Source organism: Streptomyces sp. NPDC001903 (assembly GCF_042891345.1).
Taxonomy (GTDB): Bacteria; Actinomycetota; Actinomycetes; order Streptomycetales; family Streptomycetaceae; genus Streptomyces.
In genome coordinates this window covers 161,475-173,343 of the sequence record NZ_JBIASZ010000012.1, presented here as the reverse complement: position 1 = coordinate 173,343, position 11,869 = coordinate 161,475, and the positions used below count along the sequence as shown (strand labels likewise).

13 protein-coding genes and 1 tRNA gene are annotated in these 11,869 nt (G+C 69.5%); 2 read left to right on the top strand and 12 right to left on the bottom strand.

Annotated elements, in window-relative coordinates; translation table 11 throughout:
* Window positions 1-64 precede the first annotated feature (64 nt).
* A complete protein-coding gene (locus ACFYZS_RS25590) occupies window positions 65-373 on the bottom strand; it encodes a hypothetical protein (protein WP_389016887.1) in 309 nt (102 codons plus the stop codon).
* Window positions 374-676: 303 nt separating this feature from the next.
* Between ACFYZS_RS25590 and ACFYZS_RS25585 the strand changes: the two genes are divergently transcribed.
* Window positions 677-880, top strand: a complete 204-nt coding sequence (locus tag ACFYZS_RS25585) for a cold-shock protein (RefSeq protein ID WP_030861106.1) — start codon at window positions 677-679, stop codon at window positions 878-880.
* A 98-nt stretch (window positions 881-978) separates the two neighbouring features.
* Here ACFYZS_RS25585 and ACFYZS_RS25580 read toward each other — a convergent pair whose 3' ends face one another.
* The 8 genes from ACFYZS_RS25580 to ACFYZS_RS25545 form a co-directional block, all read right to left on the bottom strand.
* On the bottom strand, window positions 979-1,161 hold the full coding sequence (locus ACFYZS_RS25580; RefSeq protein WP_389016883.1) for a hypothetical protein: 183 nt from the start codon (window positions 1,159-1,161) through the stop codon (window positions 979-981).
* A 115-nt stretch (window positions 1,162-1,276) separates the two neighbouring features.
* Window positions 1,277-1,765 (bottom strand): isochorismatase family protein, encoded by a 489-nt coding sequence (locus ACFYZS_RS25575; RefSeq protein WP_389016880.1) that lies wholly within the window; start codon window positions 1,763-1,765, stop codon window positions 1,277-1,279.
* Window positions 1,766-1,912: 147 nt separating this feature from the next.
* Window positions 1,913-3,337, bottom strand: a complete 1,425-nt coding sequence (locus ACFYZS_RS25570; RefSeq protein ID WP_389016877.1) for a cellulase family glycosylhydrolase — start codon at window positions 3,335-3,337, stop codon at window positions 1,913-1,915.
* 890 nt (window positions 3,338-4,227) lie between these two features.
* Window positions 4,228-4,944, bottom strand: a complete 717-nt coding sequence (locus tag ACFYZS_RS25565; RefSeq protein ID WP_389016874.1) for a hypothetical protein — start codon at window positions 4,942-4,944, stop codon at window positions 4,228-4,230.
* A 238-nt stretch (window positions 4,945-5,182) separates the two neighbouring features.
* The gene (locus ACFYZS_RS25560; RefSeq protein WP_389016871.1) at window positions 5,183-6,790 is read right to left on the bottom strand and encodes a TROVE domain-containing protein; all 1,608 of its coding nucleotides are present in this window, start codon (window positions 6,788-6,790) and stop codon (window positions 5,183-5,185) included.
* 422 nt (window positions 6,791-7,212) lie between these two features.
* Window positions 7,213-7,289 (bottom strand) — tRNA-Met (locus ACFYZS_RS25555).
* A gap of 124 nt (window positions 7,290-7,413) precedes the next feature.
* Window positions 7,414-8,076, bottom strand: a complete 663-nt coding sequence (locus tag ACFYZS_RS25550) for an MBL fold metallo-hydrolase (RefSeq protein WP_389016868.1) — start codon at window positions 8,074-8,076, stop codon at window positions 7,414-7,416.
* Window positions 8,077-8,189: 113 nt separating this feature from the next.
* A complete protein-coding gene (locus tag ACFYZS_RS25545; RefSeq protein WP_389016865.1) occupies window positions 8,190-8,888 on the bottom strand; it encodes a DUF2306 domain-containing protein in 699 nt (232 codons plus the stop codon).
* 228 nt (window positions 8,889-9,116) lie between these two features.
* On the opposite strand from ACFYZS_RS25545, the gene ACFYZS_RS25540 reads away from it, so the two are divergent.
* Window positions 9,117-9,692 (top strand): TetR/AcrR family transcriptional regulator, encoded by a 576-nt coding sequence (locus ACFYZS_RS25540; RefSeq protein ID WP_389016862.1) that lies wholly within the window; start codon window positions 9,117-9,119, stop codon window positions 9,690-9,692.
* 40 nt (window positions 9,693-9,732) lie between these two features.
* Here the strand turns inward: ACFYZS_RS25540 and ACFYZS_RS25535 are convergent, their stop codons facing one another.
* The 3 genes from ACFYZS_RS25535 to ACFYZS_RS25525 form a co-directional block, all read right to left on the bottom strand.
* Entirely contained in the window at window positions 9,733-10,338 is a 606-nt protein-coding gene (locus ACFYZS_RS25535) for a TetR/AcrR family transcriptional regulator (RefSeq protein WP_389016859.1), read from the bottom strand.
* 172 nt (window positions 10,339-10,510) lie between these two features.
* Window positions 10,511-11,359: an NmrA family NAD(P)-binding protein gene (locus ACFYZS_RS25530; protein WP_389016856.1), complete on the bottom strand. Its 849-nt coding sequence runs from the start codon at window positions 11,357-11,359 to the stop codon at window positions 10,511-10,513.
* Window positions 11,359-11,781 carry a nuclear transport factor 2 family protein gene (locus tag ACFYZS_RS25525; RefSeq protein WP_389016853.1) on the bottom strand — a complete coding sequence of 141 codons (423 nt, stop codon included), beginning with the start codon at window positions 11,779-11,781 and terminating at the stop codon, window positions 11,359-11,361. Before ACFYZS_RS25525 ends, ACFYZS_RS25530 begins: the two co-directional genes overlap by 1 nt.
* Between the last annotated feature and the right edge of the window lie 88 nt (window positions 11,782-11,869).

The window sequence follows — 11,869 nt, the reverse complement described above, 5'->3', positions numbered from 1 at the left end:
CTGAGGGAGGTGAGGGGGCGCGGCTGCCCGCCTGCCCACCCATCCACCCGTCTCCAGAAGGACTTCAGGAATCACCGTCGACACCGGTGACCGCCGGCGGGCCCAGGGGCGCGTCCTTCGCCGGAAGTCCCAGCTTCTCAAGGGTTCCGGCCAGCAGGCGGACGGCGTTGCCCTCGGCCGTGGCCCGGTCCGGGGCTTCGACCTCGAGCCGGACGGAGAAGGCGCCGCCCCGGTGGACCGTGAGCAGTTCCACGTCCTCGGTCTCGCTCAGGTCGGTGTGGTGCGAGGCCAGCCTCCTGGCCAGCTCGGAGAGTGCTGCGTCGTCGACGTCCGTCAGGAACGTGCCGGGTACGGTGATGACGTAGGTGGTCACTTGCTGTCTCCCGTCGGCTGACAAGGGCTGAGTTGTGCGGATGCCCCGGTGCCGCGCTTCAAACCTCCTCAGGCGCGCTTGCGCCGCGAGGCTGCCTGCGGGTGGGAAGACCCCGATCCCTTCCTCCCGGCGGGGCTCCGGTGGTCCGGTCCTCCTCCGGATCGAGCGACCGAAGCGATGTGCTTTTGTTCGGCGGGGGAGTGTGATCGGTCGTACCGGTGGGAAGGAAGGGATCAGGCTTCCGCCCGGACGCCGAGGCGGTCCCCGAGCGGGCCGTCACCTGGCCGTACAGAGGGATTGAGCATGGCGCGTGGCACGGTGAAGTGGTTCAACTCCGAGAAGGGCTTCGGGTTCATCGCCCAGGACGGGGGCGGTCCGGACGTCTTCGCCCACTACTCCAATATCACCGGGCAGGGCTACCGGGAGCTGCAGGAGGGCGAGGTCGTCACCTTCGACGTCACGCAGGGGCAGAAGGGCCCGCAGGCGGAGAACATCGCTCGCGGCTGATACGCCCTCACGCGTGAGTCCGTGACTCGGCGCCCGCCACTTGGCGGGCGCCGTTGTCGTCGTCACCCGACGAGTGACCACGCCCCACCTCGCGGCCGTCAGCGTCTGCGGCCCCATCGGTGGGCAGGCCGCGTGCCGCCTGTGCCGGCGACGTGCAGCGCGAGTGCGGCGAGACCGATCAGCATGAAGTTGGTCGAGCTCAGGACATCGTTGGTGGCGATGTCGGCGGCGTTGAGGAGGAACGCGATGAAGAAGAGGACTGCGGCGGCGATGCCCAGCATGGAAGGGCTCCTTTCGGTCGGTGCCGATCGTGTGCCCCGTGCGGGCCGGGCCATGAGCGTGCGAAGCCCTGTTCCTCCCGGCGAGTCTCCGCCTTTTTGAGTAACTGGGCCTGGGTCAGCTGTAGTCGGCGGTGTTGAGAATCTCGCCGAAGCGCGGGAAGGTCCGCTGCACGGCGAACTCGTGCTCATCCGCCGCCAGTCCGGACATCGCATCGGCCACGAACTCAAGCTCGTAGCCATGGTCGGCCGCGGCCCGTGCGGTGGATTCGACGCCCATCGTGGTGACCAGCCCGGCGATCACGACGGTGTCCACGCCGAGCTTGCGCAACTGCTCGTTCAGGTCCGTGCCGTAGAACGCTCCGATGGTGCGCTTGACCACCACGATGTCGCCGTCCTCCACCAGGTCGTCGGCGAAGCCGCTGCCCGGTGGCTGCTCGACGACGTTGGGGCGCTCCACCCGGACCATCACCACCGGCCGCCCGCTCGCCCGGAACGCCCTGGCCAACGCGCGGCAGCGGACCAGGACTTCGTCACCGGAGTGAGGTGCGAGCGGGAGGGCGATGATGCGCGGCATCAGGTCGATGAGGATCAAGGCGGAGGTCATGACGGAGATCGTAGGGCCCTTCGTCGGCGAGAGCCTACGTCGACTGGTCGTGGCGGCGCCGCAGCGTCGAGTTCCGCTGGTGGCCCCGGTCTTCTCGGAACGGTTGATGCGGAACCGCGGGCCGCGGCCGCGAGCGATGCGGGTGGGCTACTTCGGGCTGATCGTGACCTTGTAGGTGGCTCCGACCCTGCCGCGGGTACTCACGGTGACGGTCTGGGCGTGGCCGTCCCAACTGGCCCTGCCGCCTTGGACATCGACGCGGTAGCCACCTGGGTACGTGTCTTTGGGTACGGTGATCTGCGTCGGGCCCCCGGCGTTGTCGCGGGTGCGGAAGGTGAGCGTGTAGGTGCGTGTGGCCGGGTCGTACGCGAACGCCAGCGGGTCGCCCGCCACGGCCCGCGCGTACGGCTGGACGAGCAGCCGGCTGTTCGGCTTCGCGGCGCCCGTCTGGTCGAGGAAGCAGTAGCCGCCGCCCCGGCACCACTGCCACCACGTCCAACCGCTGGAGAAGCGGTCCAGGGAGGCCGTCATGTCGGTGACGAACTGGCTCGCGTGCGGAACGTACGGGTTGCCGCCCCACTCCCCGACGATCACCGGCATGCGGTTGCGGGTCGGGTAGTCGCTGATCGCGGCCTCGTACGCGGGGATGAACGTGCCGTTCGGGTCGTAGTCGGCGCCGGTTTCCATCGCCGTCTCGTAGAAGTGCGGCGCGTAGCCGGCGTGCGGGTCGTCGATGCGGCCCATGCGGGTGGGGACGCCGAGACCGACGATGACGGTGGGTTCGACGAAGACCCACGACGTGTGGTCGACCAAGCGGATCGCCCGGGCAAGGCGGTTCCACAGCTCGGTGAGCTCGGTGGCCTCGAAGCGGGCCGCGGCGGCGGGGAGGTCCTCGCCTTCGAGGAACTTCGCGAACGGCTCGTTCATCAGGTCATAGCCGAGCAGTGCCGGGTGCCTGCCCAGGGCGGAGGCGACCGTCATCCACATGCGGGCGTGCGCGGCGCGGAGGTCGGCGTCCTTGTACAGGTGGTCGAAGGCGGTCTGTACGGAGGGCTCGAAGTACTGGGAGAACCAGTCGTCGGGTATCGGAGTGAATGGCAACCCCTCGTCGCGGGTGGCCCAGTCGGGGATGCCGCGAGCGCCGAAGTGGGGCCCGTACACGTCCTGGTGGGCGTCGAGGATGACCTTGATGTGGTACCGGTCGGCCCAGTCGAGGATGCGTCGCATCTTGGAGAGGTAGCCGCGGTCGTAGTGCCCGGGGCTGGGTTCGAGATCGTCCCAGAAGAACGCGAGGCGCGCGAGGTTGAAGCCCCGGGCGGCCATGCCTTCGAGGTCGCTCTCGTGGATGTCGGCGAACGCGTTGGCGCCTCGGCTGCTCTTGTCGGCGAGGTTGAAGCCGCGCCACTGGAGCGCGCGGCCTTGGCCGTCGGCGATGAAGGTACGGTCGCCGACCGTGACCCGGTCGGGGGCGCGGCCGGGCCGGGCCTGAGCCTGCGTGGGGAGAACGCCGAGAAGGAGGGCGGCCATGGCCACGGCGAGGGCGACGGGGGCGACGCGGGAGGTCAAGCGCATGCAGGAGACCCCTTCGAGGGTGGCTGCTCGGGCAGCGTGCTACTGGCCGGTCGGATGTTACTGGCGAGTGGGTCAACTTCCCAGCGGTGAGCGGTAGTTGACGAGACTTCCGGTGAGCGGAGCAGGTTGCCTTCGGGTGAGCGCCTGGTGGAGCGGGGCCGCGGCACGGTCGGTGCGTGGCCGACACGCTCACGGATCAATGCGTAGACAGTGTCTACGCATTCTGGTAGACACTGTCTATGGAAGTTGAAGGATCGCCGCGCGAGCGCCTGCTCGACACTGCGGTGGCCGGCCGGCCGACCCGCTGTCGCGTCGCGCACCACGCGGCCGGGGTTGAGGCCGCGATCACCGGCGCGCCATCGGCGCGGGCGCGACTCCAGGCCATTGCACAGGTGTACGTCGGGCGGTCCGCAACCCGCCCTCGCCACCCCGGACCCGGAGAGGGAAACGGGTGGCGACCCGCTGGACCTGACCATCACGGCGCCGAGCGCACATCCGCGACCGATCCGTGCTCGCCCCCACCTAGACAGGACAGGTGACATGAAGCCCCATCCCACAGCCGACCACAGCGTCGATGCGCCCGCGCGGAGCACCGAGTACGACACCTCGGAGATGCTGCGCCAGGTGTTCTTGCGCGCACGCTCAGCCCCGCACCCGCAAGACCCGCACCGCGTGCGACCGGTCGCCGATCGCAGCAGCTCCTGACGCCCTCCCGGCAGGGCCTGCCTGCTCCTTACGGGTCGAGGACCTCGCCGTACGGGAAGAACGCTCTCGGTGCCGCGAAGCTCGGGTACGGACTGCTGCGCGACGGCGAACCCGCCGAGGTGCTGTTCGTTCGCGTCGGCGCCGTTGGGTGCGGCGATCGTGGACCACCCAAGTGGCCCGGGGCACTAGTGGAGGATGCTTACCGCGCGGGCGATGACGAGGAGTGAGGTCATCAGGGCGGCGACGCTCTGGACGCTCATCATGATCTTGGCTCGGGTGGACAGGGGCATGGTGTCGGTCGGGCTGAAGGCGGTCGAGTTGGTGACCGATACATACAGGTAGTCCATCAGGGTGGGTACCCAGTCGGAGGTGACGCTGGAGCCGTCCGCGACTTCCTGGACGGCGTCGTCGTTCTCGTCCTGGGAGAAGCGGAAGTCGGCCAGCGGCAGCTCGGCGCGGGGGGTCTGGGTCCGGCTGACGGGGCCGCCCCGGTCGAGTTCCCAGTAGGCGAGGCCGAAGACGATGATGTTGGTCAGCCACACCTGGAACGCTGCTGTCAGCAGGGAACCTCCGTCCTTGACGCTGACGGAGACCAGGTCGTGGATCAGGATCCCCAGTGAGACCAGGTTGCTCGCCGCGATGACCAGGACGAGGGCCAGGGACAGGACACGGGAGAGCCTGGTCTGGCGGGTGAGCCGTCTGGGATTGATCGCGATCAACGGTACGAGGAGGAGCAGCTCCAGTGCGAGCAGCACGTATCGCGGGCCGATCAGGAGCTGCTGCGGCAGGATCTGGTACAGCCCGATCGCGACGAGCGTGGCGATCACCGCGGGCAGGCGGGCCTCCCCGCGGCGCTCGTGCCGGGGGTGTGCGGTGCGGGCATCGGCGCGAGTGCGGGTCATGACGTCGGTCCTCTTCGTCGGGTCGATCTTCCGGTTCTACAGCCCCCGGGGCCATTCACCGCCTTCCCACCCGGGTGTCCGCCATACCTGCAGGCGGGTGAGCAGGGACGCAGAGTTCCCCGACGTCCGATTTCGACCGCCCACCGTTGCTGCGGACCGGATCGGCTGGCATGTCCGGAGGTGTGGCATCGGCGCCCACTTCCGCCGACACGTGAGCGGCCGCGTCTGCGGCCACCCGTTACGCAGGGGCGGTGGTCCACGGCCAGGTGGCCGTGCGGCCGGCCTCGATCAGGCCGATCAAGCGGAAGGCGGTGTCCGTGAGACCGCCGAAGGTGTGCCGGTGGGGGCCCGCGGGGGAGTGGGCGGGCTGATAACCCGCCAGGTTCCAGGTGTAGACCGGTGTCTCCGGCGGGATGGGTTCGGTCGGTCCATGGCAGCCGCAGTGCGGTGCGGCCTGTTCGTCGGTGACGATAAGAACTCGGTCATGGTCCCGGTAGTGGGTGCGTACGGCCTTCGCGGTCTCGGTTCCTCCAAGGCTGTGGAATCGTTTCAGCACTTCGAGCACGGGCTCGCCCGCTTTGAACCGCACCGCTGCGTTCGACGAGCCGAACTCCACGAGGTCCGCGTGCTCGGCGCGCATCGCCAACGCGGCACCGAACACGGCCGCCGCGTCCGCCCGGGTCAGTTTGGACCGCTCCGAGACGGTGCCCCAGAACATGGAGTCGGAGCGGTCCACCAGGATCAGCGTGCGGCCGGGCAGGGCCGGTACGTTGGCCAGGGAGTGGCCCAGTGCCTCTTCCAGCGCGGCCGACCAGCGCGGTGACGGCGCGTGCTGGTGGGCGGCCAGGTAGCGGAAGGGGAACTGCCGGGAGCGGGCGACTTCGGCCGGGTCGGCGATCCGCGCGGCGACCTGCGCGGCCACCTCGTCCGAGACACCCGCCTCGTCGAAGTTCCGCAGGTTGCGTACGAGTGCCATCGGGCCCATCGAGGGGATCACAGCCTCCCAGACGGCCGCGTCCATCCGCCCGTGGAGCCAGCCGGCCAGAGCCTCCCAGGTCATGCCCGCCGCGGCCAACCGCTCGGCGCCGTCCGGTCCGGCCACCACGGCCCGCCGTTCGTCCACGGGTATGCCGAGCAGGGCCTGGTGCGTAGTCAGCAGCCGGTCGGAGGCCGGGACGAGTGCATGGTCCGGGTGGTGGCGGCGGTCCAGGGCGTGCCGGAAGAGTGCGCCCTGCCAGGGCTTTTGCGGGTCAGGGGCAGCGTGTACCAGGTTGAGTACGTCGCCGAAGCGGAAGGCTTTGGATGTGGTGTCGTACTTCAGCAGGGCGCGGGAGGAGTAGAGGCGGCGTACGGCGTCGGCGATGCCGCGCTTCACGGGCTGCGGGACCCTGCGCCCGTACACCGAGGTCCAGTGGGCGAGCAGTTCGCCGGGCTCGTCCGCGCGCTGGAGTACCGAGTCGATCACGGATCGGTTCGAGGGGCCGTCGGAGGAACCCGCCTCGAGCCGGGCCCGGACGTACGTGGCGGCGCCCACGAGGGAGGCCGTACGCATGTTGCCCTCGGTGCGGAGCCAGCGCAGAAGGCTTGCCGTCCATACCGGGTCTTCGACGGCGAGTCGGCCCACGAGGCGGGCGTAGCGGTCGTCGCGTTCGCGGGCGGATTCGTAGAAGGTCCGCTGGGAGACGAAGTTTCCGACGGCGAGGAGGAAGAGCTCCTCGCGCGGCTCTCGTACGAAGGCTGGGGCGCCTTCGTAGGTGTGCAAGGGGCGCCCAGGCGGACAGTGGTGGACACCGGCTGGTGGGGAAAGCGTCCGGGCGGCCGCCGAGATGTGCGGGGCCACGAGCATCTCGGACCAGACTTTGGAGACGCGCTGGGTGTAGCGAGGCAGTGAATCCCCCCGGATTCAAAGGAACGGGCACCAGGCACCACGTCGGCCACGAGGTCCGGCCGGGCGGCGGGTGAAGACGGACCGCGCCTGCCGAGATCAAAAGAGGCGGCGGCGTCACTTGGTTTCGGAAGGAAGTAGCCGCAGCCGAGCGCATCGGAGGCGCGGTCGCGAGGCCAACCTATGCGGCCGGACGAACCGCACGCCAGTGATTAAACGTCGGGGCCGGTGCGGACTTCGACGGGCAGGTGCCCCCTTGGGCAGATCCCCGTCCGGCAGGTTGACCATCACGGTGAAGACCGCGCCGACCACCAACGCCCGGCGGCGGGAACCGGAACGACGGAAGGGCCCGGATCCTTTTGAGGATCCGGGCCCTTCCAGTGTGGTAGCGGGGACAGGATTTGAACCTGCGACCTCTGGGTTATGAGCCCAGCGAGCTACCGAGCTGCTCCACCCCGCGTCGGTGAACCCCACCTTACGGCACCACGCGGCGGTGTTCGACCGGTTTCCCGTAGGGCGCCGGCCACGGGCTCCGCTTGAGGAGTGTTCGACTCAGGCGGAGCCGGCGGGGGCGGGCGGTGGTGTCACAGGGGCTTGAGGGCCGTGACGGACGCTGCGGTCAGGGGGCCTCCGTGGCCGACGTATACCGCGGTCGGTACGTGCTGGGCGATGGCGCGCATGCTGCGTGCGGCGGCGTCCGGGTTCGCGGCGAACATCGGCTTGCGGGCCATGCGGGCTCGCATCATGCCGCCGGAGAGGGCGTCGCCGGCCAGGATGCTGTGATCGGGGAGCAGGACGCACACCGATCCGGGGGTGTGGCCGGGGGTCACGAAGGACCGGCCGATTCCTCCGTGGCGGGTGAGGTCTTCTTCGTCGCCGAGGATGATGTCGGGTTCGATGGCGGGGATCTCGGCCTTGGCGAGCATGACCTTCATGAGGCGAGGCATGAGGCTGGTGGGCCGCAGGTCGACGCGGCCGCCGCGCCTGAGCTGGTCGGCGTCGTCGCGGTGGATGGCGATGGGAGCTCGGGTGGCCTCGCGCAGGGCGAGCGCCGAGCCGCTGTGGTCGGCGTGGTGGTGGGTGAGCAGGATGAGTCCGATGTCCGCGGGGCGCAGGCCGGCGTCGGCGATCTGCTGGAGCATCGCGGGGGCCCGCCCGGCGACGCCGGTGTCCACGATCATGGCGCCGTTCTCGTCGGTGACGAGGAAGGCGGACGAGGCGAGGTTTTTGACGGTGTGAACGGTCATGGCTTCTCCCGGAGAGGTGATGTTGTCGCAGTGCGAGGGCGCGAGGGCGCGCGGCTCAGGGCGGTGCTTGCCGGGGTCGACCTGGGCCGGTCGGCAGGTAGTCGTGCGGCAGGTCAGCCACCAGTGGCGGCGGCTTGTCCGGATGGTCCGCGGTGAGCGGTCGGGGGTGATGTCGTCAGGTGCAGCGCCGGCAGGGCGCGGCGGCGGATCATGAACTCGGCGACGACGAGGTTGGGCAGCCAGCACAGGAACGGCAGCGGCGCGTAGGCCTGCGCCAGGATGGTGGGGAACGGGTCCGCGCCGTGAGCGAAGGGCACCTGGACGAGTATCAGCAATCCGAACCACAGCCGCAGGGTGACGGCCGCGTAGGTGAGCGCGAAGTTGCGGATCATCCAGGCCTGATGGCTGCCGATGTCGCGCCGGCGAATCGCCTTGTAGCCGCGCCATGCCGTCCAGCCCCACAGCGCTGCCAGTGAGCCGAAGCCGAAGAAGCCCAGCAGGCCCACCGAGCTGAACATCGACACCACGAACGCGGAGAGCGCGCCGATCGCGACGCCGGCCAGGTACGTGCGGCCGATGGCGCGGTGAAGTCGTGTGCGGCGCTCGCGCAGTCGCCGGGAGAACTGCCATGGCCCCAGCGCCAGCGCCAGTCCGGCGGAGACGATGTGGACGTAGAAGGCAACGCGGACGGGCAGTGCCCGGGAGGCGTAGGTGTCCGCGAGCCCGACGTGCTGGTGGGCCAGGGAGTCGAGCGTGCCTTGGGCGTACTGGCCCACGAAGTACCCGGCGATCGCCAGTGAGGACAGGGCCACCCAGGCCCATCTCCACTGCGGAGAACGGCGCGGTCGGGAAGTCGGTTCGACGGGTGTGGGGGGTGCGACGGAAGTCATCCGAACTCCTCGTGTCCTCATGCCGCTTCGATGTGAACGGCTCTGACATAGCAGTCGATGTTAGAATCGTTAACATGAAAGTGACCGCAGTTCCCCGCACCGTCTCCGGCGGGTGCGGGGAACTGCGGGACCGGCGAGGAAGGGCAGCACGTGACACGGACGACGTACCACCACGGCGCATTGCGGCAGGCGCTGATCGACGGGGCCCGGGCGATCCTCGCGGAGCGGGGGCACGAGCAGTTCAGCCTCAACGAGGTCGCCCGCCGCGCCGGTGTGAGCACGGCCGCGCCCTACCGCCACTTCAGCGGCAAGGACGAACTGTTGGAGGCGGTGGCCGCGCAGGGGTACGCCACGCTGTACGAGAGCCTCGAGACGACGGCGGCTGCCACGGCCGACGCGCGCGAGAGGCTACTTCGGCTGGGCGGGGCGTACGTACGCTTCGCGCACGACCACGCCGACCTGTTCGTGACCATGTTCCGCAGCCGGCCGGGAGCGGAGCCGGTCGGTCACGACTCCTTCGAGGTGCTTCTGAGGGCTGTCGTCGACGCCCAGTCCGCAGCGCTCGTTCCTGCGGAGCCGTCACCGGAGCTGCTGGCCAGATCGATCTGGGCCACCCTGCACGGCCTCGCCGTACTCAGCCTGCGCCAGCCCCACCAGAGGTTCGGCATGGACGAACCTCCGGAAGACCTTGCCGCCACGACCCTGTCGGCGGTGTTCGGGCTGTAGCGAGACCGTCCGTTGCTCATGTGCTCATCTGCTCATGCGCCTATGCCTCCTTGTGCGGGGCGAGCAGGGTGAGCGGGTCGGGCCCGTTGCCGAGGACGTTGTCGATGTGGGCCGCGAGCGAGGACCGCAGGGCTTGTGGCGTCATCTTCTGATCGTCGATCAGGTGCGAGACGAGGTGTGCGTGGATGGCCGCGAGCAGGGCGTGGGCGGTGAAGTCGGGGGCGTGGACGCCTGGCACCTGCTCCAGTGCCGTACGAAGGGTGTCGTGCCACCAGGCGTAGTGCCCGGCCTGGTAGGGGTTGCTGAGCCCGGCGTCCTCGGCGGCCGCCATCAGGTTCCGATTCACGATCTTGAAGCGCAGTGAGGCGTCGAGGAGGTTCAGCACCCGCTGTCGAGGTGAGGATGCCGTTGCGTCCTGCACTGGTTGCTGCAGGGGTTCGAGGCGGGCGGTGATCACGGCGCCGATCAGGCCGGAGCGGTCGCCGAAGCGGCGGAAGAGGGTGCCCTTGCCCACGCCCGCGGCCGCCGCGATGTCGTCCATCGACACGGTGCGGGGGCTGCTGCTGGCGGCGAAGAGGGCGTCGGCGGCTGCCAGTACGGCTTCCCGGTTGCTTAGGGCGTCCGCGCGTTTCGTGCGCTCGGTCACGGGTCCTCCTTGGTGGCCGGACCGTCCCGGCCCTGGGGAACGGGATGCGCTGGGTTCGCCCGGCGGATGGCCTGGGCTGCCCGGTGCCTCTGAATCCGTGGTGTTTCACCAGGGCCGGCTTCGGCCTTCGTCCGCCGACAGGTCGAAGCGGCCGCGAAGCACGGCCCTGCCGTCAATGGCCTCCTGATGCCTCCCGCTCGATGAACGCACGGAAGGTGCCCGGCGGGCGTCCGGTGAGGCGCTCGACGGTGTCCGAGGTACGGTCCTCTGCGCCCGCGGCGATGGCGCGGTCCATGCCGGCCAGCATGGTGGCGAACTCCAGCGGTATCTCGGCCGCCCAGCGGTCGCGCAGCTGCTCGAAGGTCAGCTGCCGGTGTACGACGGGGTGCCCGGTGACCTCGGTGATGATCGCGGCGACATCGGTGTAGCTGAGTGTCTGAGGCCCGGTCAGGATCAGTTCGGTGTTGGGGGCCTGGTCGTCGGTCAGGGCCCGTACGGCGACGGCGGCGATGTCCTCCGCGTCGATGAAACCGACGCGGCCGTCTTCCGAAGCAGACATGATCGCGCCCTCGTCGCGGATGCTGTGCGCGTGGGGGGTGGAGGCGGCGAAGTTCTGCATGAACCAGGAAGGCCGCAGTACCGCCCACTGCTCGAACAGGCCGGGCAGGGCCTCGTGGACCTGGCCCACCGCCGGTCCGCCCGCGGGGATCGCGGAGGAGCTGAGCAGCACCGCGCGGTGCACGCCTGCCGCCCGGGCCTGGCGGAGGAAAGGCAGCATGACCTTGACGGGGTCGGAAGAGCCGATGGGCGGGACGAGGTACACGCGGTCGACCGCGTCGAGAGCCTCGTCCCAGGTCGCCGGTTCGTTCCAGTCGAATCGGACGGCCTCCGCGCCCTCCATCGGGGTGGCGCGCCGACCGGCGGCCTTGACGCGGTGGCCCTCGGCGACGAGACCGGCGGTGACACGGCGGCCGGTCGTGCCGGTGGCGCCGATCACGAGGGTGGCGTGGAGCTGGTTCATCACTTCTCTCCCACGAAATCGGCGCCGGGCTGCGACACGGCGAGGGGGTTCCAGTAGTCGCGGTAGGAGGTGATGAGGCCGTCCTTGACCGTGACGACGGCGATGTAGGTAGTGTCGTAGGGGGTGTCGGTCTGCACCAGACGGCCGACTCCTCGCATCTCCACCACGATCGTCTCCGGGGCGGTGGTCTGGTGGATCTTCACGTCGGGGAAATCGTGGACGTCGACGTGGTCGGGATAGTGGCGCATATACGCCCCGACCGCATCCCTGCCTTCCAGCCGCGCGGGCCAGCCCTCCGGAGCGAAGGGGAACTCCAGAACACCGTCTTCGTCCCAGAGTTCCACCCAGCCGGGGATGTCCTTCTCCACCAGCAGGTGCAGTCCGTGGCGATACAGCTCGGCGGGTGTCATTGGCGCTGTCATGATCAAGGTTTCCGTTCTGCTCGAAGTCATCGCGATCCCAGGTCGTTGGGTGTGGCGGCTTGTCGCGCGGTTCTCCGAGACGAGGCGG